The sequence below is a fragment of the Erwinia sorbitola genome (assembly GCF_009738185.1).
Taxonomy (GTDB): Bacteria; Pseudomonadota; Gammaproteobacteria; order Enterobacterales; family Enterobacteriaceae; genus Erwinia; species Erwinia sorbitola.
This window is the reverse complement of record NZ_CP046509.1, coordinates 1,454,320-1,480,708: the sequence shown is the minus strand read 5'-3', so window position 1 is coordinate 1,480,708 and position 26,389 is coordinate 1,454,320. Positions and strand designations below refer to the sequence as shown.

5 protein-coding genes are annotated in these 26,389 nt (G+C 57.7%); all 5 read right to left on the bottom strand.

Features of this window, described 5'->3' with window-relative positions:
- Positions 1-450: 450 nt before the first annotated feature.
- Positions 451-1,620 (bottom strand): beta-barrel domain-containing protein, encoded by a 1,170-nt coding sequence (locus tag GN242_RS06560; RefSeq protein WP_156287085.1) that lies wholly within the window; start codon positions 1,618-1,620, stop codon positions 451-453.
- Positions 1,617-3,767, bottom strand: coding sequence for a type I secretion system permease/ATPase (locus tag GN242_RS06555; RefSeq protein ID WP_154753911.1), 2,151 nt, complete (start codon positions 3,765-3,767; stop codon positions 1,617-1,619). Before GN242_RS06555 ends, GN242_RS06560 begins: the two co-directional genes overlap by 4 nt.
- Before the next feature lie 36 nt (positions 3,768-3,803).
- Positions 3,804-5,153: a TolC family outer membrane protein gene (locus tag GN242_RS06550; protein WP_154753912.1), complete on the bottom strand. Its 1,350-nt coding sequence runs from the start codon at positions 5,151-5,153 to the stop codon at positions 3,804-3,806.
- Positions 5,154-5,220: 67 nt separating this feature from the next.
- On the bottom strand, positions 5,221-7,647 hold the full coding sequence (locus GN242_RS06545) for a BapA prefix-like domain-containing protein (protein ID WP_154753913.1): 2,427 nt from the start codon (positions 7,645-7,647) through the stop codon (positions 5,221-5,223).
- A gap of 447 nt (positions 7,648-8,094) precedes the next feature.
- Positions 8,095-26,016, bottom strand: a complete 17,922-nt coding sequence (locus GN242_RS06540) for an Ig-like domain-containing protein (RefSeq protein WP_156287084.1) — start codon at positions 26,014-26,016, stop codon at positions 8,095-8,097.
- Positions 26,017-26,389: the final 373 nt, after the last annotated feature.

Sequence of the window (26,389 nt, the reverse complement as noted above, 5' to 3'; positions counted from 1 at the left end):
CTGCGTGCTGAATGTATAAATTAAGCACTTAGTGTCATGTTAAGCCGGAGAGAGTAATAATCCATCAAGAAAATGATACTGATTTTCCTAAAGTGTTTCATTAAGCATTAAACACGTTTCTTAATGTAAATAATGGGGAACTTTTATGCAGCACAATTAGATAAATATAGAGCACATAAAGATAAATAATTAACTTACACTTTTAAAACATATAGTTATGACAAAATAGTTCATTAGGCACTGAATGATAAAAATTATCTGAGCTAAGATTGTATTATTATCCCGCTATCATCATTTATTGAATTATTATCTTCATTCACCCCGAATGAGTTGAACCATCTAATTACTGTTGCCAGGCCTTGTGCCTGGCATTTTTTTGCTTTTTTTCTGAGAAACGTCAGTCAGGATATTGTCACATCAGATAACTAAAATATACTTCCTGTATAAAATTTAGCGTTCGCGCATCGACTCTTTGACTTTATTCAGCGGTTTGATCAGATAATCCATCACCGATTTCTGACCCGTTTTAATTTCAACGTTGGCGACCATTCCCGGAACAATAGGAAATTTTCGCCCGGCTCTGTTGGTCAGTTCGGCTTTGTCGGTTCGTACATAGACCCGATAGTAATACTGATCGCGTTTTACCTCGTCCTGCAAAGTATCAGGCGAAACTGTCTCAACTTCACCGCGCAGATCACCGTAGATTGATGAATCATAGGCAGTAACCTTAACCGTAGCAGGCAGCCCCGGGCGGATATAGGCGATATCCCGTGGATTGATGCGCGTTTCAATCAGCAGCTGATCCTCAAGCGGAACAATCTCCATCAGCTTGCCACCCGGTTGCAGTACGCCGCCAACGGTGGTGACCTGGATATCTTTGACAATGCCGCGAACCGGAGAGTAGATCGTGGCGCGGGTGAGCTGATCCTCCTTGCCGGTCATCACCTGTAACTGTGCGTCCAGATCGGCGTTATTCTTCACCTGCTCTTCACGCGCGCGGACGGCGTAATCGTTACGCGCTTCATCGATTTTTCCCTGTAGCTCGGCAACCTGACGGCGCAGGCGGATCACTTCCACCTCCCCTGCGGCACCTTTCGCTACCAGTGGCTGGGTCATACGCAGCTCATCCTGCACCAGTTTTTTCGACTGCTCCAGGTTGTTGACGGTTTCCAGCAGATTACGCCGACGTGACTGATACAGCTGCGTTTCACGGGCCACCAGATCCGGCTCTTTCAGGGTTTCGGCACTGAACTGCAACGGTGAACCGGTCAGCTCTGCCCGTAAACGCTCGGCCGATGCGCGCAGCGTGCGTGCGCGCGATGCCGCTTCACCAAAGTTGGACTGGAAGCGGGTCGGATCAAGTTTTGCCAGCACCTGCCCTTTCTCAACAATATTGCCTTCATGCACGTTGAGCTGGTCGACAATGCCGCCGTCCAGGCTTTCAATCACCTGCGCACGACTGAGCGGAGTGACCTTGCCGGTACCGACGGTAACCTCATCAAGAATGGCGAAATGTGCCCAGACAAGAAACAGCACCAGCGCGATGGTACACACCCAGATGATGGCAGAGGTGCGCCGTTCATTCTGCTTCAGACTGCGATCCATCAGTACAAGGCTCATGCAGCGTCTCCTTTTTGACCGGCAGCTGCCGTTTGCGCGGCGGCACGTTTCAGAATCTCATCTTTCGGGCCATCAGCAATAATGCGGCCGTTATCCATCACAATAATACGATCAACCATTTTGAGTAGCGCCGGACGGTGGGTCACCAGTACCAGCGTGCGCCCGCTCAGCCAGCCCTGCATCTGACGAATCACATGCTCTTCCAGCTGTTCATCCATCGATGCGGTGGGTTCATCCATCAGCACCACCTGCGGCTGACGCAGGATCATACGACTGAGCATCACCATCTGACGCTGCCCGCCGGATAGCCCGCGTCCGCCTTCGTTAATAATTCGATCGAGGCTGGCGGCATCCTGCTGTACCAGGCTGAGAGCCCCGCTGACGCGTAGCGCCTGCAGCATATCCTGCTCGCTGGCGTGGGGGTTGCCCAGCATCAGGTTCTGGCGCAGCGTGCCGAAGAACAGGCGTGAATCCTGTGACAGCCATCCGAGCTGACGCCGCAGATCCACCGGGTCGATACGCCGCAGATCGACACCGTCAACAATCACTTTCCCCTGCGTGGCCATCGCCTGTCCGGCCAGCAGTTTTAGCAGCGTTGACTTCCCGGCCCCCACGCGCCCAAGGATGGCGATGCGCTCGCCGGGCTTGATTTGCAGCTGATTAATGGTGATGACGTTTTTCACGTTCTCCTCATCGTAGCTGTACTGTACGCCGCGCAGATCGTAATGCCCGGTGAGGGTCGGGCAGTGAGCCATTTCCCCCTCTTCCGGCTGGTCGAGCGGTTTTTTCAGTAGCTCATCCAGCCCGTTCATAGCGCTTTTGGCGTGCTGCCAGCGCGAGAACACCATCGTCAGCTGCATCAGCGGCGCAATGGTGCGCGAAGAGAGCATACTGCTGGCCACCAGCGTACCGGTGGTAATCTGCCCGTCGAGCACCAGATAAACCCCGAATACCAGCATACTGGCGTAGGTAAGCTGCTGGACGCTGGAGGCCCAGCCGGTCAGCCGTGCCCCCCACAGGCGCTGCTGCATACCAATCGCCGCGCTCACTTCGTGCGTCTGCTCCCACTGGCGCTGGAAATAGGGCTCGGCCTGTAGTGATTTGATATCTTCGATACCCTCGATGGTCTCCACCAGGATGGCATTACGCAGCGCCCCTTCGCGCAGCCCCTCTTTAGCCAGTTTCGCCATCGGGATCTGGATCAGCAGGCCCGGGATCACGATCAGCGGGATCGCCAGCAGCGGTACGATCACCAGCGGGCCGCCAATAAATGCCATGATAAACAGGAACAGAATGACAAACGGCATATCCGCCGCCGCCCCCACAGTGGTTGAGGTAAGCAGTTCACGCACCTGATCGATTTCACGCAGCTGGGAGATAAACGAGCCGGTAGATTTGGGGCGCGCCTCGTTGCGAATATTCATCGCACGGGCAAACAGCATCGATGACACTTTCAGGTCGATGCGTTTCCCCATCAGGTCTGACACCTGGGTACGCATCAGGCGGATCAGATACTCAACCACTGCGGCAATCAGCACGCCGCCAAACAGCACCCACAGCGTGGCTTCTGACTGCGCCGGGATCACCCGGTCGTAGATCTGCATTGAGAACAGAATACCCGCCAGCGCCAGCACGTTACCGACTATCGACGCCAGGGAGATCTCGCCAATTTTGCGCCCCATTCCCTGGAAGTTCTGCCAGAACCAGTGTTTTTTATAGGGCTGAACGAACTCATCGATACGCGCATCGCGGCCACGTGCCGCCACGCCGATAATACCGACCTCCTGCTGGCTTTGCGCCAGCAGCAGCGCCAGTTCAGTTTCACGCACCACGTCACCGCCGTCATTGAGCCAGTAGCGGGCGTTGCCTTCACCGTCGATGGCCTCAATCACCACTACGCTGCCATTCTCCATAATCAGCACAACGGGCGTCACTTCCTGTCGCCAGCGGATTTTGTCTCGCGCCGTCATGGTGAGGTGCAGTCCAAGCAGCCCTGCCAGTCGCTCCAGCTGCTGCGACGGTGTAAGGTGCTCAAACCAACGCATCTGCTGCCGCAGTGTTTTTCCATCCGCCGGTTTACCGAAACGGGCCGCCACGCGCAGCATGGCATCGATCCAGTTTTCCGTGGTTGCGGTTTGTTTAGTCATAAAACTGCCCTATCTGGTTGTCGTGTGCGCGCCGCATTACAGCGACGGCAGCGTTTGTCCGCTATTTTTTTCCCGGTCAATGCCTAAGATATCCAGCAGATTATCCACCGCTGAGGCATAGCGAACCGTGGCATCCCAGCCGTCGTACAGCGCCGTGAGACGGCTGCTGTCAGCCTGAAAAACGTCCTGCTCAACGCTCAGGAGATCGTTCAGGCTGCGTTTATTCAGTTTGTATTCATCGGCATACACCTCGCGGGTGTGATCGGCGCTGCTCAACTGCTGCTCCCCGGCCTCTTTACGCTGCTGTGCGCCGATCATGTCGGCATAAGCGGTGGAGGCATTCTGATTAATTTGCAGCTTTGACTGCTGAATAGCGGCTTCGGCAGCTTCGCGATCGCCCTCAGCGGCACGGGTTCTGGCGTTGACCAGCCCTCCCTGATACAGCGGCGCCTCAACCTGAAGTTGCAGCTCGTCGTCCCAGTAGGAGCGGCTTTCATTTTCGTAGCGGGTGCGGCCTGCCTGCACTTTGATGGTTGGCCAGTGGTTGGACTGGGCCTGGCGTACGCGCTCCAGCGCCGCCTCCTGTTTGGCCTGCGCACTGCGTACCGCGGCGCTTTTCTCATAGGCGATCTTATCCAGCGTCACCTGCTGGTTCAGCAGCGCCTGCGGCAGCTCCGGCAGATCCTCCGGGGTCACCCCGGTCAGCACCGTCAGCTGCGCACGCGCCGAACGCGCCTGCGCACGGTACTGTTCCATACTGGCATTCATGCCGGCGATACGCGTTTCCGCCTGGAGTACGTCAGACTGCGAACTTAACCCGGCATCGGCACGCAGCTTTGCCATGTCCCGAACCCGCTGCAACGAGCTGATATTGAGGCGCGCAGCGTCCACCAGCGCCTGGTAGCGTTTTACCGCCAGATACGCCTGTAGGGTGTCCTGTGCCACGGTGGTCATGGTGTCGTACAGCGCGTAGCGGTAGGCATCGGAGAGTTTATGCTGCTCGTCAATGGCCCCGCCGGTACGGCCAAAGTCATACAGCAGCTGGCTAAGGGTGATACCGCCAGAGCCGCTGTTGTTGAGGCTGCCTGCGGAGTCGGTCTGATGCGAGCGCCCGCCGCTGGCTGCCAGCGACACCTGCGGATACCACGCACTTTTTGCCGCATCCAGATCGGCTTCCCCGACGCGGATTTGTGCTGCGGCTTCGGAAATTTTCGGATTGCGGGCGAAGGCGCGAAGAATGGCATCACGCAGAGTGAGACTGGCGATCTGCTCTTCCGTAGGGGCCGCACGCCAGTTAAATTCGGCCACAGGTTCCTGTTTCGCGGCCTGTACGATCTGCCCGGCCAGGCAAGTGGTGAGACACAGCAATAACACCCTATTCTTCATGTAGACACCTGTGTTCCTGAAATTCAGGGCCAGAGGCGGCGTAACAGCCGCCTCTTCTGCCCCACAATTAAACGTTATGTAGCTGCAATTGATGTTGCGTCAGCACGTCTGCCAGGGTGCTTTCTTGCAGAGGGGCGTGATAGACCTCAGAGATCTGCCCGCTCTCCACCCGTGAAACCGGCTGCGACCAGACGCCGCTCCCGGTGGTACTGAGCGTGACGGGCGAAACATCGGACAGTGCCAGCGCGGTGAGCGTGGAGTGATCCTCCGCCGTGCTGGCAATCGCCAGCGCGTCATCCTGCTGCTGACTCAGCCCGAGCGTGGCAAGATTCAGCGAGCTGCTGTCCGTCGCCTGGCCCAGGTCAACATGAATCTGATTGGTCTGTTCAACCCAGTTACCCGCACCATCCGAGGTGCCGAAAATAATAAAATTGAGTCCGTCATGAATATTGGAGCCGGCAAGCGGCACGGTAACGCTCCAGTGGCCGTCATTGGTCAGGGTGGCACTGTAGTTGGGGTAATCATCGACCTTAATGCTGATCAGATTGATCGGGAAGGTATCCGCGAAGGTGCCGCTAATCGTGACATACTCCTGGCCGTCAACCACGCTGACATCCGCCGGGGTAATATCATCGACGGTGTAACCGATTTTGCTGCTGTAGTGCGTCAGCAGCAGCACATCGCGCGAGGCGCTGGTGCTGTTTCCGTTCGGGTCGGTGGCGCTGAAATTGAAGGTATATTTCCCGTCAGTAATCGCCGCCAGCTCATCGTCATGAATCATCACCTGCCAGATACCGTCGCTGCCTACTCCACCGGTGTAGGTTTTTCCGGCGATATCCAGCGTCACCACGGTTCCGGCGGGCAGATGGCTGGAGGTGCCCCACATTTCAAGGCCGTAGATCCCCTCGCGGTAGCTGACGGCGTTATCGGTGGAGATCGGATCAATCGAGAGTGAAGGTAGCGTATCTGCCGAGGCGGCAAGGGTGACGGTATGCGTGGTTTTACTGCTGTTACCGGCTTCATCGCTGATGCTGGCTTCCAGACGATAGGCTTTATCTTCCAGCCCCTGTAATGCGCTGGCCGGGATCGCCAGATGCCAGTCACCGCTGCTGTTGACCTGCGTATGATAGCTGACGCCGTTAAACAGCAGATCGACGTTGCGCCCCGCTTCGCTTAACGTGGTGCTGCCGCCAACCAGCATGTCGGAATGAATTTCACTGGCATCAATCACGTTGTCGCCGGAGACATCATCGATGGAGATGTTTGGCGCGGTCAGGTCAATAATCACCGGAGTGCTGGTGCTGCCCTGCTGGCCCCATGCATCGGTGGCGGTGACCTCAATCGTGCGCTCACCTTCCCCCATCTGATAGAGAGTGTAAGGATCGGGGTTGAGCGTCCAGTTACCGTCGTTATCCACCGTGGCGTTGTAGCTCTCTTCTCCCAGCGTGACCACGACTTTTTGCCCGCTACCGGTAGAACCGGTAGTGCCGGTGAGGGTCTGCTGTACCGCCTGTTCGGCAGAGTTAAGGGTACCATCGCCAAACGGTAGGTCGATGGTAGGGTGCGGTGGCTCGCCCATGGGGCTGAGTGGCTCGACGGTGATGGTTTTATTGGCGGTGGAGGTGCCGCCGCTGGCGTTAGCGAAGCTGATACTGACGGTATTACTGCCATCGGGCAGCGCTTCCAGATCGGCGGCAGGCAGCGTAACGCTCCAGCTGCCATCGCTGGCAACCTGCGTGCTGTAGGTATGGGCGTTAAGCGTGATGGTTAGCGCGCTGCCAGGGGCAATATTGGCAGAGGTACCACCAAAGGTCTGATCGCTGTGGCGCTCGTCCGCACTGATCACACCATCGCCAGTTAGCGGCGTAACGGTAAGTGAAGGCGTACTGCTACCGGTTCCGCTGCCCGTGCCGCTATCCGGGTCGGTGCTGGTGCCGGTATCCGGTACGGTGACCACCGGCGTTTCACCGCCGCTGGCAGAGGTGCTCTGGCTGCTGCTGTCATCGCTGCCGCTGTGATTGCTGGCAAGCGCAACGCCGCCGCCAATCCCGGCAAGGCCGAGCAGCCCCAGCCCCATTGCGGTCATGGTGCCACCGCTCTCTGTTTCAGCTGTCGCAGTCAGTAGCGGGTCGGCGCTGCTCATCGCCTGGAACGCCGGGGTGAGCGGCGTGGCGGCATCGGTGGTTTGCAGCCCGCTGCTGAACAGCGCATGCTGTGGTGGATTCACTCCGTCATCAAACAGCAGTTCGCTCTGTTCGCCGTCAGAGGCGGTAAAGAAGTGCTGATAGCGTACCGTGCTGCCATCGCGCATATGCAGGATCAGATCGTCGCCCTGCTGCTGATAGTCAGCTACTGAGGCAGGCAGACCGTGAATTTTTACCACTGAGGGCTGGCTAAGGATGACGGTATCAGATGTATGTGGCTGGCTTTGAGACAGCAGTTTCCCGCTGTCGCGAGAAAGTATTTCGACGAAGCCAGATGCAGGCTGAGTCATGGTGTATCCCCTTGTGTACCCGGAAAGTGAGTAAGAGTCCGCGCAGAAACCGACCGCCGAAGGCAGTTTTTTCCACGCATGACGTCAGCCAGCGCTACAAAAATAGCGCCGAGCTTCACCCGGTGTACAACGGATCACAATGTGATCCATAACAAGGAAACATAATTAAAATTGCTATTATAGTAACGCTGGCGCGGCCTACGTTAGACCTGTCATCAGCGCTTTACTACTGGTCATAATCTGGATTTACGCCGATCCATGCCCGTTATATCTTGCTGTTATTGGTGCATCACTTACTTTTATAATTGCTTTATTGCCTTATTTAGTACCAGAACGAACAACAGCGGCCGAAGCCGCTGTTGGAGTATTCTGCTACCAATCTATCACTTCTACTTAACTTTAGACGTCCTGTGCGGGAATGCGACCCGCACAGGGGTTATTTTTTCGTTATACGACATGGACCTGGAGATTGTGCTGAATCAGTACATCACCGAGGGTGTTATCCGACGACAGCGCAGAGTTGTGATAGACATCAAAAGTATTTCCATCGACAGTGCGCTGCCCGGTGGTTGCCCAGACCCCGCCATCACTATTGGCAAGGGTAACCTGATCGCCCAGCGTTCCTTTGATCAACAGGTCATCGGTCTGCTTATCGGTGATATTCAACGCTTCGTTCAAGTCCAGCTTGATGCTGTTATTGCCCGAGTTGCCGAGGTCGATAATCTCCACATGCTCGACTTTCAGACCGAGCGCGGTGAGATCCAGCACCATATGTTCACCGTTCAGCACCAGGGTATCCGTTCCCGCGCCACCGTCAATATGGGAAAAGTCCATGGTGTTAACCGTAATCGTGTCATTGCCAACGCTACCGGTAACCGACTCCCCGTGCACAGTCTGGCCGTCAGCAAGGGCAATGGTCACCCCGCCAATGGTGTAGCTGCCGTCATCCGTTGCCGCAGTCGCCGTTTCACTGGCCGCCGCAGTATTGACTGCTGCACTGGTTGTCACGCTGTCCGTAGCGCTGGTATCGCTGCCGGTAACCAGCGTAGAGTCAGCCGTCGTCGCCGTATGGGCGGCAGCGGTAGTACTGCTCTCTTCCGTGGTACTGGCAGTGGTAGTGTGGCTGGTGCTGGTATCGGTTGAGGCTGCCGCCAGTGATTCATCGGACGCCACGGCCATCATTACGGAGGCGGTACCCAGCGGCAGCAGTGAACCCAGCAGCAGCGTGGTAACCGTTGATGCCGGGTTACCCGCCGCATCGACTGCCGTTACGGTGACGACCGAATTCAGGTTTAGCGTACTGAGCAAGCCCCCAACAAACTTGGCGCTGTAACGCCCGTCGGTACCGACGGTACCCGTCGACGTCTGACTCTGCCCGCTCTGCGTCAGGGTGACATTTACCGTGGTACCTGCCGGTAGCCGCAGGGTTCCCCCCGAAATGGTCAGGCCCGTCAGCAGCACACTTAACAGGCTGGCAATCGGGTCAACCCCGATGACCGGCAGATTGTGCGTCACTGCATTAAAGCTGGCGTTGGTACTTGCCACGTTACCTGCCCGATCGCTGACCGCAATGGTCGCATTGTGTACACCGTCAGCCAGAGAGGTTAACCCGGCAGAAGGCACGGTCACGCTCCAGCTACCGTTGGCTGCAATAGTCGCGTTGTAGGTTGTTCCTTCAATCGTCACTGCAACTTTGCCCCCTGCCGCATTGGTGGAGGTACCGGTGATGGTTTGTGCGGTGCCCGACTCAGCCAGGTTGAGGTAACCGTCGCTAAATCCGGCGGTGCTGGTTAGCGTGACCGTTGGCGTGGTATGAGTTCCGACAATGACCGGAACCGTTACCGTGCCGCTGATGCCCGCGCCATTAACCAGATCGGCGGAGATAGATGACGTCGTATCCGGCAGGTTTTTCAGGATGGCAGACGGCACCGATACGCTCCAGCTGCCGTCAGCCCCCACCACCGTCGTAATGGTTGTGGTTCCAATATGAACAGCGATGGTCGAACCTTCAGCATTGGTGGTGGTGCCAGAGATAGTCTGCGCAGTTTGCGCCTCCACCGCATTTAACGCGCCATTGCCAAACAGCGTCCCGATAGTGATGGTTGGCGTGATATGGGCAATCACGTTGGCACTATTGCTACCCTGCGCGGTGTTGCCATACGGATCGGCCAGCGTGGCGGTGACCGTCAGCGTGCCGTCAGGCAGCGCACTGAGATCGGATTTCGCAATGCTGACACTCCAGCTGCCGTTACTGCCCACGGTGGTGCTGTAAAGATGGCCATTAACGGTGAAGCTGACGGTGGATCCCGCCACCGCATTGGTCGTGGTGCCGCTGATGGTCTGCGTGGTTGTCAGCTCGGCAGCATTGAGGATGCCATCGCCAAACAGGGTTCCCACCGTCACCGTTGGCTGCACCTGGACACCAATAGTGATGCCCGCACTGCTGCTCGCCACGTTACCCACCGTATCCGTTACCGTCGCCGAGACCGTCAGGCTGCCGGTGGTCAGTGCCAGCAGCTGCGCTGAGGTGAGCGTCACATTGAAGTTACCGCTGCTGTCCGTTGATCCCTGCAACGCCAGCGCCCCCAGTTTGATATCGACGCGCGTTCCGGTCGGCACATTATTCACATGGCCGCTCAGTACCTGCCCCAGGGATGACAGTGCTTCTGCCACGCTCAGTACGCCGTCCCCAAACAGCGGGTTAAGGGTGACCGATGGCAGGGCGTGGATCCCCACTGTCGCACTCAGTGCGGTGTTAGTGGTATTGCCCGCAGGATCGGTGGTGGTTACCTTCAGCGACAGGCTGCCATCCCCCAGACTGGCGAGGATGGATGGCGTGAGCGCCAGGCTGAACAGCCCGTTGGCATCAGCGGTGGCTGAAACCAGCGGTGTGGTGCTGTTCCCCACCGTCACCACCACGCGCGAGCCTGCACTGGTGGTACCGCTAATCAGCTGAGTGGTCAGCGCATCCGCTGCATTCAGCAGACCATCGCCAAACAGCGTCGGCTGGTTAAGAGTCAGGGCTGGCGGCGTCAGGCTTAACTGCAAGCCGCTGGTGTTTTCAGCATGGTTACCCGCCGCATCCGTGACCGACGCAGTAACGGTAAGCGATGTTCCGCTCAGTTGCTGCAGCTGGGCCAGCGTTAAGTTAGTGCTGAACTTACCGCTGGCATCGACCGTTGCCTGCGCCTGCACCAGCCCGCCAATATTCAGCGAAATAACGGTGCCTGCCGCCACGTTTTTCACCGTTCCGCTAATCAGCTGGCTGGCGAAGTTGGTGATATCGGCGATATTCAGCACGCCGTCACCGAAGATGGTGTCGAGGGTAATCACCGGCTGCGCGGTGAAGACGCCAATCGTCGCGGTATTGCTGGCGGTATTACCCGCCGGATCCACCACTTTCACCCCCAGCGACACGTTGCCCCCGCTGGCAAGCGCCAGCAGGTCGGCTGACGGCAGGTTCAGGCTCCAGGCTCCCCCCGCCTGCACGGTAGTGGTATAGGATTTAGCCCCCAGCGTCACGGTAACCACGGAATTTACCGCCGCGTTAAGGTTTCCGCCAATGGTCTGTCCGGCCTGAGCTTCCAGTACGTTTATCAGGTTGTCGGTGCCAAACAGGTTGGTCAGCGCCCCCACCGTCGGCAGATTAGCAACAATTGCATTCACCGAGGCGGCAGCACCGGCAGTATTTCCTGCCACATCGGTGACCAGCAGATTCAGCGTATTAGTGCCTTCATTCAGAGTGGCCAGCGCCGCAGGCGGTACCAGCAGCGACCATTTGCCGTCCTGACCCACGTTCGCCGTCAGTATCTGGCCGTTGAGCAGCGTCAGGGAGACCAGCCCCCCGGCAGCAGAGACGGCAGTACCGGTAATCAGCTGGTTCAACCCGGCTTCAGCCGCGTTCAGGTATCCGGCCACGCCGCTATCACCAAATACCGAATCAACCGTCAGTCCCAACAGGCTGTTAAATACTTTATTGACGGTAATGGCGGCACTGGTCTGGTTACCGTGCTCATCCTGCACTCTGACCGTCAGTACGTTACCGCCCTGGAGCAGGCTGCCGATGGCCGTTGGCGACAGTGCGAGCGAAAATGCACCGCCCAGCACCGTTGCCTGCGCCAGCGCGCTGCTGCTGTTACCCAGATATACCGAGACGGTTTGCCCGTCAGCCAGGTCTGTCCTGCCGGTGAGCACCTGGGTGACCGCCGACTGCGCCAGGTTGATAACGTTGTTACCCAGCAGCGCATCCACATCCAGCAACGGCGCGACGGTATCCACCACCACCGGCAGCGTTGCCGATCCGGTATTACCCGCCGCATCCTTCACGGTGGCGGAAATGCTGGTAACGTTCTGTGCCAGCCCTTGCAAATCGGCAGACGGCACGTTCACCGTCCATGTTCCACCTGCCTGCACCACGGCGGTATAGGTTTTGGTACCCAGCGTCACCGATACGGTGCTGCCGATATCCGATGCGGTGCCGGTGATGGTCTGAGATCCGGCAGCTTCCGTGACGTTGAGGATATTATCCCCGGCAAACTGCGTAATATTCACCGTCGGTGCCACGGTATCCACCAGCAGGGTGCTGCTGGCGGAAACTGCGCTACCGGTGTCCGGGGTAAAGGTGACCACCACATTTGGCGATCCCTGCCCGAACACGCTGTTGGCCAGTGCCGGAGAGGTGAAGTTGTTATCCAGACGCAGTTCATCAACCGGGATGGTCGCCAGCGTGGTTCCGTTCAGCGTGATGGTAATCACGCCTCCCACCGTCAGTGGCACATTGTGCAGCGCGCCGCTCAGGGTGGTGGTGACCGGATCGGTGGCGTTGATAATGTTGTCACCGTTTACCGCTGTCAGCGTGATATAGGCGTCCAGGGTTGGATTAACATTTAACGTCACATTGCCGGTGGCCTGGTTGCTGTTCCCCGCTGCGTCAGTGATTGACACGGTGTAAGCCCCACCCGCCGCAACCAGTGCAGCGAGATCGGTCACCCCGACATTAATATTCCATTTACCATCGGTTCCCACCAGACCGGTTAAGGTTCGTGCGCCAATCGTCAGGGTCACCGTCGCCCCGGCATCGGCAGCGCTGGAGGTGCCGCTCAGGGTCTGCGTACTCAGGCTTTCCGCGTAATCAAGAATATTGTCCCCGGCAAAGGTCAGATTACTAATCAGCGGCGCGACGGTATCCACGATAAAGGTTTCACCGAGGGTATTGGTGTTACCGCCCGGATCGGTCACGGTGACCTGAATTGAGTGCTCACCCTGGGTTGTGGCGAAATCGGCAATTTCACCCTGAGTGATTGTTGCCGTCCAGTTCCCGTTGGCGTCAACCACCGCAGGAACCGGGATGTTGCCATTAAAGATCACGGTGACGGTTTGCCCTGCGCCCACCGCTCCGGTGGTGCCGCTGAGTACCGCACCCGCCAGGTCAGCAATATTGAAGTAACCATCATCAAACGGCACCGACAACGTTGGCTGCGGTAATGTCAGGTAGGCATTAAAGTCGAGCTCTTGTGTCGCTACGTTGCCTGCCGCATCGGTTACCGTCACGTTAATCTGATGGGTGTCGTTGCTCAGGCCGTTCAGCGCTCCCGCAGGCAGCGTCACTGACCAGTCACCGTTCGGCTGTACCACGCCGTTGTAAATCACGCCGTTAATATCCACTTTCAGCTGAACGCTCTGATCCTGACCAACCACTACCGGAATGCCGGTGGTACCGGTCACCACGATAGTATTCGCCGCTTCAGTGATACCCAGCCCGGTACCGAACGGGTTATTAATAGTCGGCAGCGGCAGAGTCAGCAGCGCATCGTAGCTGCCGTCAACCAGGGCGCTATTGCCGTACGCGTCAGTAGCGGTCACCTTGATGGTGTGTTCACCGCCGCCCAGCGCCGTCAGTTGGGCGCTGCTGAGGTTCAGTGACCAGTCACCGTTGGCATTCACCGTCGCCACCAGATCGGCGCCGCCGTCAATACTGACCGTCACCGTCTGCCCCGCACCGGTGACTTTCGTCGTACCGCTGAGTACCTGATCCAGACCCGCTTCGGTAATATTCAGCAGACCATCGAGGAACGGCGTGGTAATGGTCGGTGCCGGTAACTCATTGATGGCCACTATCAGTGACGAATCGGCGCTTCCTGTGTTGCCCACACCATCGGTCACTTTGACCGTAACCGGCCAGTCACCGTCCGGCAGCGTCGACAGCACGCTCCCTGGCAGAGCAAGGCTCCAGGTACCATCGCCGTTAATGGTCGCCTCAATCGGCGTGCCGTTAACGTTAACGATCACATGGGTATTGGCCGCAGCACCGCTAAAGGTTACCGCTCCCGTCAGCGTAATACCGGCTGCCACTTCGTTCTGGGTGAGAATTCCGTTACCAGCCAGTGACGCCGGATCGATGGTTACCGTTGGCAGACCGCTGACAATTGCACCAAAACTCAGCGAGTTTTCAGCCGTATTCCCCGCCTCATCGCCCACCACTATCTTAATTACGTGGTTTGGGTTATTGCCGAGATCCACCAGCTGCTGCGGAGTTAGCGTCGCCTGCCAGACGCCGTTGGCATCCACAGTGGCGCTAAAGGGCTGATTATCAATCGTCAGGGTAATAGTTTGCCCTGCTCCAATCACTCCGGTGGTACCGGTCAGCGTCTGCCCGAGCGCCGCTTCAGCCACATCCAGCAGGCCGTCGCCAAACGGCGTAGCTATAACCGGATTGAGCGTCGTGGTCAGCACCAGTTCGGCACTGGCGGAGACGCTGACCGGGTTAACCGCATCCACGGTTGAAACGGTGACCTGGATGATGCCGTTCCCCTGAGCCACCAGCCCTCCCGCCGGGATGGTGGCCGTCCATGTGCCATCGCCGTTCAGCGTTACCGGCAGGCCGGTCAGCGTACCGACATTCACTACCAGGCTGGCACCATCCGGCAGATTTTCCACCGTACCGGTGATCAGCTGGGCGGCGGCAGCTTCTGCGCCGTTAAGCAGGCCATCAACAAACGGCGTATCAAGGCCCAGCTCAGTCACCGCATGAACATCAACATTAACGTCGATAATGTTGGTCGTGGTGTTGCCGTACGCATCCTTAACAGACACGCTGATATCCAGATCGCCGTCCACCAGCGCCAGCAGATCGGCACTCGGAATGGCGGTGCTCCACTCTCCATTCTCGTCGGCCACCACGCTGTAGAGTTTGGTACCAATGCCGATCTCAACGCTGAGGTTCGGCCCGGTGGTACCACTCAGTACCAGTCCGGTCAGGGCATCCGCCAGGCTGAGAATACCATCCGATACCAGGCTGGCATCAATCTCCAGCAGCGGCGGCTGGCTGTGTACGGTAAAGCTATCAGTAGCGTTAGCCGTATTACCTGCCACATCATTACCTGTGGCAGTAATTGTGTTGCTGTTCTGCGGCAGATTTTGCGCATCAGCCTGCGGGATGGTGGCCGTCCAGTTGCCGTTAGCGTCAACCGTGGCCGTATACTCTTTCTGGTTAACGGTGACGGTTATGGTTTCACCCGCCGGAATATGCTGACTGCTACCGGTGATAGTGACGCCATTTGGATTACGCGATTCGTTGTAATCCACCATGTCATCGCTGGTGACCGGATTAATAGTGATCGAAGGCAGATCGTCGCCGCGCGCAATTACGGTAAAGTCATGGGTGGCGTTGGCAACGTTGCCATAGATATCACTGACCGAAACGCTGACCTGCTGCGGCCCATCCTGGATATTTGCCACATCACCGGCAGGAATTTCGATGCTCCATGCCTGGCCCTCCACACCCGTGGTGTAGGTCTTTCCGTTAATGGTGATCGTCACCAGCTGACCGTCAGCAACGTTTGCATTGGTGGTACCCGTTAACTGCAACGGCTGTCCCAGCTCGCTGGTGTTGAGATAGTCATCACCTGATACCGTATTAATGGTAATCAGCGGCAGATCGGCTGCGGCCGCTCTCACTTCCACCGTTTCGGTCTGAGTCGTCTGGTTTCCTGCCTTGTCGGTCAGGGTGGCGGTAACAATATAGCTGTCATCACTCAGGTTCTGCGTGACGCTGCCCGGCAGGTCAAAGCGCCATGTGCCGTCGCTCTGCACAATGGTGGTGTAGACCGGCTGATCGCCATTGAAGGTAATCGTGACCTGCTGGCCCGCCTCCTCTGCTGAGGTGCTGCCGGTGATCGCGATGGTCTGCTTGATTTCCGTTCCGTTGATCACGTTGTCACCGGCCACTTTATCCAGCGTCAGGGACGGGGCAATCTGATCGACGGTGGCGGAACTGCTGATACTGCCGCTATTACCCTGAGCATTGGTGGCATCTGCGGTGATCGTCAGAGGCCCCTCACCCAGATCCTGCAACACAGCGGTTGGCAGCGACAGCGTCCAGTTACCGTTGATGTCGGCGGTAATATCGTATTCAACGCCACCCACGGTCACCACTACCGTTTGCCCGCTGCCAGTGGCCCCGGTGGTGCCGGTAATTGACTGGCCGTTCGGGTCATGGGCTTCATCAAAGCTGAGGTAGCCATCGCCAAACGGAGTGTTGATGGTTGGCTGCAATGAAGCGGTTGAGAGCGACACATTGGTGCTGACGGTGCCCGGATTCCCTGCCGCATCCGTAACGGTGGCGGTCAGCGTATAGCTGCCGTCAGCAATGCCATTCAGCGCTGCCGCCGGGATCGCCAGCGTCCAGTTGCCCTGAGCATCAACGGTCGTGCTGTAATTTTGTCCATTAAACACCACATTAACCGCTTGCCCATCCTGCGCTCCGGTACTTCCGCCGCTGATGGTCACCGGGCTTTGTGCTTCGGTGGCGTTAATCACGTCATCCAGCGCTATCGGATTCAGCGTGATGGTCGGCGCGGCAGTATCTACCGTTACGTTGACCGTCTGGCTGCTGCTGTTACCCGCCGCATCAGTGACGGTAACAGCCAGGCTGTTGCTGTTCTGCGGCAGCGCCTGGAGAACGTCAGCAGGGAGGTTGATACTCCAGTTACCGCCCGCATCAACGGTACCGGTATAGCTGTTAGCACCGATCGTCACCGACACCGTCTGCCCCGCACCCGCAACACCGCTGGTACCGTTCAGAGTCTGCCCCTGCGCGGCCTCGCTGGCGTTCAGCGCGCCATCACCAAACGGCGTATCGATGCTGATCTGCGGCACGTTATGCACCACCACATTCAGCGCAGAGCTGCTGGAAACCGGATTTCCGGCGGCATCAACCGTATTCGCAGTAACGATGGTTTTGCCATCATTCAGCCCGGCCAGCGCTGATGCCGGCACCAGCACACTCCATACGCCGCCGCTGCCAACATTGACGGTAAAGTTCTGGCCGTTGATAAACACCGACAGCGGAGTGCCAGGGTTCACGTTGGCGGTATGTCCGGTGACAATCAGCGTCTGCTGCGCTTCGTCAGCGCTGAGATAGCCGCCGCTAATCGGATCGATACTGATCCCCGAGGCCAGGTTATTGATGGTGATCGGGAGAGTACTGCTGGCCGGGTTGCCCGCCGCATCGGCTACCGCCACCTGAATGGTTGAAGTACCATTTTGCAGCGCCGTCAGCGTATCGGACGGGATGCTGACGCTCCAGCTACCATCTGCCTGTACTACCGGGTAGAAAGCCTCAGTTCCGATGGTGACGGTGACGGTCTGCCCCTGCTCAACATGGGTGGTGGTGCCCGACAACAGCTGATTTGACTGCTGCTCGGCACCGTCAATAACGTTGTTGCCCGCAAAAGTATCGATGGCAATGGTCGGCAGATCTGCCGCTTCCGCTTTGACCACCAGCGGACTGGTAACCGTGGTGCTGTTCTGCGCCGCGTCCGTTGCCGTCACGCTCACCTGATAGCTACCGTCCGCTATATTTTGTAAATCTGCCGACGGAATGCTGACGGTCCAGAGACCGCCAGTGACCAGAACCGACGGATAAGTGACACCGTTAAGCGTCACCGCAATGCTGCTGCCCTCTTCGCCCGTACCGGTAATCGCCAGGGTGTCACTCTGTTCGCCAGCATTGAGCATGCCGTCGCCGGAGATTGCCGCCACGGTCACCGCCGGTGCCTGAGTATCCACGGTAAACGGTACGTTCAGCGCGGACGGGTTACCCGCCGCATCATTGACCACCACCTGAATGCTGTTGCTATCCTGCGGTAATGCCGCCAGCGCAGCAGACGGGATGGTCACGCTCCAGCTGCCGTTGCCGTCCACTGTGCCGGTGTAGGTGATGCCCTCAAGGGTGACCGTTACGGTCTGCCCGTCGCCGTTAACCCCGGTGGTACCGGTCAGGGTTTGCGCCGTCCCGGTTTCCTGCCCGTTCAGGAAGCCATCGCCGAACGGTGCATCGACGCTGACATCAGGCAGATTAGTGATATGTACTTCGGCACTGCTGGTGCCGGTGACCGGCGTCCCCGCTGCATCGTTACCGCTGACGCTGACCACCAGCGGCCCGTCAGCTAAGGTGATATCTCCGGGTTGCAGCGTTAAAGTCCACTCACCGCTGGCCCCCACGGTGACCGGGAAGTCAACGCCGCCAACGGTCACTGTCAGCGGATCGCCGACGTTAAAGTTGGCGGAGGTACCGCTGATCACCAGCGGCTGCTGTGCTTCCTGTGCATTAATAAAGCCATCGCCGCCGATCGGATCGATCGCCAGGCCGGAGAGCAGGTTATTGATCTCGAAGCTGCCGTTCTGTTCGGTGAGGGTATTTGCGCCGTTGCTGACAGAAACGGTGTAGGTCTGCTGCCCGTTACTTAACGCCTCCAGCGCCGCTGCCGGGATATCGATGCTCCATGCGCCGCTCGCCAGCACCAGGCCGCTATAGGTCACGCCATTCAGCGTCAGAGTAATCTGCTGGCCCTCTTCCACACTGGTAGTGGTACCAGTCAGTTTCTGGCTGACATGCTGTTCTGCGCCATCAACAATATCGTTACCGGCAAAGGGATTGATGGTGATAGTCGGCTGTGCGGTATTCACCTGGAGCGTGCTGCCCTGGGTGCTTTTATTTCCCGCGAGATCGGTTTCCGTCACGCTGATGGGATAGCTGCTGCCCGTCAGTTCGGCCAGGTCGGTTGAGCTGACATCCACCGACCACTGGCCGTTGACGCCAACGGTGGTCAGATAATCTTTGCCGTTCAGCGTCACCACGATAGAAGAGCCATTTTCACCGGTACCGGTGATAGCAACACCATTCTGCTGCTCGCTGGCATTGATAATATTGTCGCCGGTGACCGCATCCAGCGTCAGAGCCGGGGCATTCACATCAACTGTCAGCTGGCTGGTTTTGGTGGTGGTATTGCCCGCCGGGTCTTTCACCACCACGCTGACGCTGTAATTCCCGTTGCTCAGGGCAGTCAGATCCCCGGTCGGGACGTTGACCGTCCAGTTTCCGTCACCATCTACGGTGGTGAGATAGACCTTATTGTTCAGAGTTACGCGTACGGTATCACCCGTGGTGCCGGTACCGTTAATACCCAGCGGCGCTCCCTGTTCAGCCGCGCTGAGATAGCCATCAGAAATACTGGCAATATCAAACTGCGGCACGGTGGTATCCAGCACAATCGGATGGGTAACCGTGACGCTGTCTCCCACCTGCGGTGTAGCAACTACGGTCAGGCTATAGCCGGTATCCGCCAGCCCCGCCAGGGCGGAAGACGGAATATTGGCGCTCCAGAGACCGTTACTGCCAACGGTGGCGGTGTAAGACTGGTTGTTAAAGGTGACCACCACGGCGGTGGTTCCGTCCGGAACGCTGCCGGTGATCGTCAGGCCAGCGGCTGCTTCCAGTGCGTTCACCACATCGTCACCTGCCACCGGGTTCACCAGCAGCGCATCAGAGATTGCGCTATTCACAATCACCGCGGTGTTCTGCGTGACGGTATTACCTTCCGGAGTAGTGACCACCACTGAAACCGGGTTCTGCCCCTGGTCGAGATTACCCAGCGTGTTAACCGGTACGGTAACTGCCCATTTTCCATCACCATCTACCGTGGTGGTGAGCGTGGTTCCGCCAATGGTGACGCTGACGCTGTCACCGGTGGTACCGGTACCGCTAATATCCAGCGGCTGCGCGGCCTCGACGCTATCGATAATACCGTCACCGCCGATCGGATCGAGGGTGTAAGCTGGCGCGGCGGTGTCAACCACTACCGCTTCGGTATTAACGGTTTTGTTGCCCACCGGATCGGTGGCGGTGACGGTCAAATCGTAGCCGCCGTCATCCAGCAGAGCGAGATCCGCCGCCGGAATGGTCGCCGTCCAGTTGCCGTTACTGTCCACCACGGCATTATAGGTTTTACCATCCAGGGTCAGCACCACGGTATTCCCTGCGGCGGTGGTTCCCTCAATCACCAGCGGTGACTGCTGTTCAGTGGCATTGATGGTGCCGTCGACGGCAATCGGTTCCAGCGTCAGCGGCGGCAGTCCGGTGGCAATATTGACCGCGACAGGTGCTGAAGCAGCGCTGTTTCCCGCCACATCGGTAGCGGTAACCGTAATGGTTTGCGATCCGCCAGGCAGCGCCAGCAGCTGATCGGAGGTTAAGGTCAGAGTCCAGGCCCCGGAGCTGTTGACCACGGCATCGAAATCGGTACCGCCAATATTGACCTTCACACTCTGACCGTTACCGGACTCCCCGGTGGAACCGGTCAGCGTCTGCGATGCAGAAGCTTCAGTATTATCCAGTACGTTATCTGCAAACGGGGTGTTCAGGGTTGGCTCTGGCAGATTGGTCACATGTACGATCAGCGAAGCATTGTTGGTTGCGACCGGCTGATCATCAGGGCCGGTCACCGTCGCCACGCCCGTGTAGGTGTTGTTGGTCAGCAGAATTACGTCGGCGCGTGGAATATTGACGATCCAGGAACCCGGCTGCTGCATCACCGCACTATATGTTTTACCGCCCAGCTCAAAGGTCACCGTGCTGTCGCCCGGGATATTCGCAGTGGTCAGCGTGATATCCAGCCCGCCGGCAGCCTGAGACTCATTGAAGTTGAGGTAGCCATCTTCACTGATCGGACTGACCGCAATGGCGGGCTGCGTGTCATCCACGCTAAACGGCTTGCTGGTGGTGCCGGTATTGCCCGCTTTATCCGTCACGTTAGCGGTCAGGGTGTAAGAACCATTCGCCAGGCCATCCAGGAAGCTGGCCGGGAGGTTCGCCTGCCATCCGCCACCGGACTGTATGGTGGTCGTGGTGGTATAAGTTGCGCCCTGGCCATTGACGGTAATTTGCAGCGTTTGTCCGGGTTCAACATTGGTTGCGGTGCCCTGGATAATCTGATCCACCTGCTGTTCAGCACCATCAATACTGTTATTCGCCGTGATATTGTCGATAAAGACAGAAGGTACACCGGTATCAATCTCCAGCGGGGTGCTGGTGGTCGTGGTGTTACCCGCCGGATCGGTAGCGGTGACATTGAGGGTGTAAGAGCCATCGGTTACCGCTGCCAGTGCATCGCCGGAGATCACCGCAGACCAGCTGCCGTCCGGACCAACTACCGCAGTAATGGTCGCCGTTCCCAGCTCGACACGAATCAGGTTGCCCGCTTCGCCGGTACCGCTCACCGTCAGCGGCTGATGGGACTCGGCGGCATTAATATAGCCACCGGAAACCGGATTGACGCTCACCGGCGGCGGCGTGGTATCCACATCAATGGTACGCACCACGGTAGTGCTATTTTGCGCAGCGTCGATGCTGGTGACCTGCAAATCATGGCTGCCCGTGGTCAGCGCTTTCAGGGCGTTCACCGGCAGATCGATGCTCCAGTGGCCGGTGCCATCCACCACCGTGTCATAGGTGACGTTGTTCAGGGTGACGAAGATGCGATCGCCCACTCCGCCTGAACCACTGATGGTCTGTACTTCATTCTGCTCTGCCAGATTAATACTGTTATCCGTTGCCACCTCATCGAGAGAGACAGCCGGCGCGGCGGTATCAACGGTAAAGCCCGCGTCCACCTTCACGCTGTTGCCCGCACCATCGCCCAGGGTTACGGTGAGGGTATTACTGCCCTGCGGCAGGCTCTGCAACGTGGCAGCAGGAACAGAAACACTCCAGTTACCCTGCGAATCTACCGTACCGGTGTAGACGATGCCGCCAATCAGCACGCTCACCGTCTGACCTGCGCCTTCCACGCCCGACGAACCGCTGATGGTTTGCGCACTGCCCGCCTCGGCAGCATTAAGATACTCATCACCAAACAGCGTATTCACCTCTGGCAGGAAGCCCGGGGTAACCTCACTGTTTAGTGAGTGCTGGACGGTGATAGTGTTGCCATTTACATCCACCGCGCTGGCGGTCACGGTCAGATCGCCATTGCGCAGGCCAGCCAGATCGGCCGGAGGGACAGTGACCGTCCAGCTGCCGTCACTGTTGGTGGTGGTGAGGTACTCTTTATTATTAAACGACACCGTTACGCGGCTGCCAAAGGCGACAAAGCGGCTGAAGCCGTGGATGGCCAGCGGCTGCAATGCTTCGGTGGCGTTCAGCATATTATCGTCGCTGATCACCCCGATAGCGATGGCGCTGAAGGTGTTATCCACGGTAAAGCTGCCGTTGGTGCTGGCCGGATTTCCGGCGACATCGCTGACGCTGACAAGGTAGTTATCGGTGCCGTTAGTGAGGTTATACAGCGCCGATGCCGGTACCAGCACGCTCCAGCTGCCGTCGCTCTGCACCAGTCCGGTGTAGTTCTCGCCATTCAGGGTGACCGTAACCACCTGGCCTGCCTGAACGTGGGTGGTGGTGCCGGTGACCAGCTGTGACAGCCCTTTTTCCGCACCGTCGAGAATATTATCCCCGGCAAATGCGCTGACGGCCACCGTCGGCAGCGCACCGCTGGCGGCGATCACCGTGAGCGGCTGGCTGCTGGTGCCGGTGTTACCAATCGTATCCGTGGCCGTAGCGGTGATGGTATAGGTGTTATCTGCCAGGCCCGATACCACACTGGCAGGTACGGTGGCGCTCCAGTTGCCGTTGGCGTCGACTGTGGCGGTGTAGTTCACGTTATTCACGCTAACCACTACGGTGGAACCCGGCTCAGTGGTACCGGTTATCGCCAGCGGGGCATTATGCTCCAGCGCATTAAGGTAGCCATCGCCGGAGACCGGAGCCACCGTGACAGGCGGCGCGGAAGTATCGACAGTCACCGGGATTTGAGTGGTGGTTTCATTACCGCCGCTGTCACGGGCGGTAACGCTGATATCATATTTGCCATCAGCCAGGGTTTGCAGCGTCGACGGCGCAATACTGACGCTCCAGTTGCCATCGCCATCCGCTCCGGCACGATAGGTCACCCCGTTCAGAACCACGGTGATGGTGCTGTTGGCTTCTGCGGTACCGGAGAGCGCCAGCGGCTGCCCCTGCTCGCTGCGGTTGATAATGCCATCCCCGGCCACCGGGCCAACATCCAGATCCGGCTTAACCGTGTCCACGCTTACGCTGGCATTATGAGTCAGCGTATTGCCTGCGGCATCGGTTACCGTCACCGCAAGGGTGTTAGATCCCTGCGGCAAATCTTGCAGATCTTGCGGTGGAACGATAATACTCCAGGTTCCGTTGACGCTGTTAAACGTCGCCGTATAGGACTTGCCATTTAACTCAACGGAAACATTCTGATCCGACAGCGCCAGCCCGGTGGTCAGGGTGATCGTCTGCGGCGAAAGCGCTTCAGCCCCGTTGAGGATGTTGTCACCGCCAAAGGCAGCATTAACAATCACATTATCCGGGAAGTCTGCCTGCAATCCGACGTTCAGCGTAGCGGTGATGCTGGTATTACCCGCATCGGTCACTACCAGGTCATAGCTGCCGTTGGCAACGCCCGCCAGATCCGCAGCCGGGATCTGAGTACTCCAGTTACCGTCGCCATCCACCGTGGCAGCATAGGTTTTGCCGTTAAACGTCACGGTTAACGCAGTGCCCAGCGGCAGATTCTGACTGCTGCCGCTGACGGTCACCGCTGACTGTGCTTCCGTAGCATTGATCCAGTTATCGTCACTCACTGGCGCTATCGCCAAAGTGACGGCTAGAGGATCGTTAATCACATCAACGCTGCCGGTAACCGGCTGGGCAGGAATTCCGGCCGCATTGGATACCGTGACGCTGTACGACACTGGCTGGCCGTCAGGCAGATTTTCCAGCGCTGACGCCGGAATGATCACATGCCACAAACCGCCCGCCAGTACCGTGGTCGGATACTCTACGCCGTTGAAGGTCACCACCAGAGCCTGACCCGGTTGCACGTTTAGCGTGGTGCCGCTCAGTTCCTGATTTACCGCCAGTTCCGCACCTTGCAGAATATTGTCACCAGCAAAGGTATTCAGGCTGATTGACGGCTGGCTGCCCGGCTCAACGGCGAGGGTAACATTACCGAATGCCGTCCCCTCATTGCCTGCGGCATCGGTCACGCTCACCGTAATCGGATAGCTGCCGTCGGCCAGCGCGGCTTTGTCCTCAGGGGAGAGCAGAATACTCCACTCGTTGTTGCCGTTAGCCGTAGCGGTCAGGCTGAGTTCCCGGTCGCCAATGGTGACGCGGATAATACTTCCCGACGGTGCCGTACCGTTGATTTCAAGCGTAGCCAGCTCACCGGGTGAAACATAGTTATCGCCCGTTACCGCCGAGAGTGTGACCACCGGAGGCTGAGTATCAACGTTCAGTTCAGCGGTGGCCGGTGCGGAAACGTTGCCATATTTATCGGTAGAAGTGACCGTCAGGTCGTGTTCGCCCTGGCCCAGCTGTTGCAGCGCCGAAGAGGGAATATTCACGCTCCAGCTACCATTTTCATTAACCGTGGCGGTATAGCTCTGCCCGTCCAGCGTGACCGTAACTGACTTGCCGCCTGCGCTGTTACCGGTCACCGTCAGCGGCTGGTTGACCTCGCTGGCATTCAGCGTGCTGTCGTAATTAATATTTGAGACAACCGGTGCCTGGGTTGCCACTGTCACCTGGATAGTGCTGGTGCCGGAGTTGCCCGCCGGATCGGTGATATTCACCTTAAGCGGCAGTGTGGTGTCGAGCTGGCCCGTCACCGCGTTAGCCGGAAGAGTAACGCTCCAGCTGCCATCGTTGTTAACCGTTCCGGTATAGGTGTTGTTATTAAAGTCGATAGAAACTGTCTGACCAGGGCCGCTGACGCCGGTACGCCCGGTGATAGTCTGCGGCTGACCGGCTTCCTGCCCGCTTAACACGCCGTCGCCAAACGGCAGGTCAATTGCCACGGTCGGCTGAGTGGTGATGACATTCACCGTTACGGAGGTGCTGTTTTCAATTCGGTCGCCGTTCACCGGCGTGATGGACGCAACGATCAGGTTAGATCCCTGCGGGAGCTGTTGCAGGTCAGCGGAAGGCACCGTCACCGTCCAGCTACCGTCAGCCAGCGTAATGCCGCTGTAGCTGTGCCCGCCCAGGGTCACAGAGACGGCGGTACCCGCAGCAACACCCACGGTGGATCCGCTCAGAGTCAACGGGCCTTCTGCCTCTCCGGCACTCAGATAGCCGTCGCCGCTGACCGGTGAAGTCACCGCAATGGTGCTGGATTGAACGGTGAAGCTATGGCTGTCGCTGGCCCCCTGGCCCGCGCTGTTACTGACGCTGGCTGTAATGGTCGCCGAGCCGTTTGCCAGCGCTTCTAAAGCACCGGACGGCACGGAGACGCTCCAGCTACCGTTAGCCTGAACCGTGGCGGTATAGGTGACCCCGTTAAGTACGATAGTCACCGTCTGTCCGGCCTGCACATTAGTGGTGGAACCACTCAGCAGCTGACTGGTCTCTTTTTCTGCCGCTGTCAGAGTGTTATCACCGGCAAAAGCACCGATGGTCAGCGTTGGCCGGGTCGCCGGAGGAGTGGTGGTGCCGCCATCGTTATCGCCATCATCTCCGCCACCGCCGCCGCCACCACCGCCGCCGAATGCCGCTGCTCCCACACCCACCAGGCCCAGCGCACCAAGACCGGCCGCAGTTATTACTCCGTTGCCCGCCCCCGTATCAGCCAGCAGCAGCGGTTCAAGACTGCCAAGAGACTCATATTGCGGGGTGACAACCATCGCCGTCTGGGCATCAGCAAATTCGTTGGTTAACGGAAACAACACATGCTCCGCTGGTTTGTCACCATCGTCAAACACCAGCTCGCTGTGGTCACCATCCACATCATCGAAGAAAAACTGCTGATAGCGCACGGTCGTGCCGTCTTTCATATGCAGGATTAGGTCGTTACCCTGGCGCTCGTATTCGCCCACCATTTCACGGGTGCCGTGGATTTTTACGATGCTGGGTTGATTAAGCAGAACGCTTCTGGACGAGCCCGCATTGGCCTGAGAAAGAATCTTGCCGTCGTCGCGTGAAATTATGTCAACGCGGCCATCATTGAGCTGTGCCATTTTAGTAACCTCATGTACACCAGATAACAGGATTAAAAGGTTCAACACGAGAGCGAATGTGAAAAATAACTTCACATTAACCCACGCATTCAACAAAATATTTCCACGCTGCCTCAGCGCGGCTTTTCACCTGATGTAACGTAAGGGGAGCGATTCTCCCAAAAAATGGCTTTTAAAGAGTAGTTGCGACTTTTTTGTTTAATTACTCATTCACATATAATTAATAAAGTGAATGTGTGATTTGATTAAAACTTATCGGTAAGATAATATTTTTTAATCATAGGTTCTACTTCATAAAGTTGCAAATCACCAAATAGTGTTTAAAAAAAGTGCACAGGCTGCTTAATGATTTGATTTATTTATCGGAAAAAAT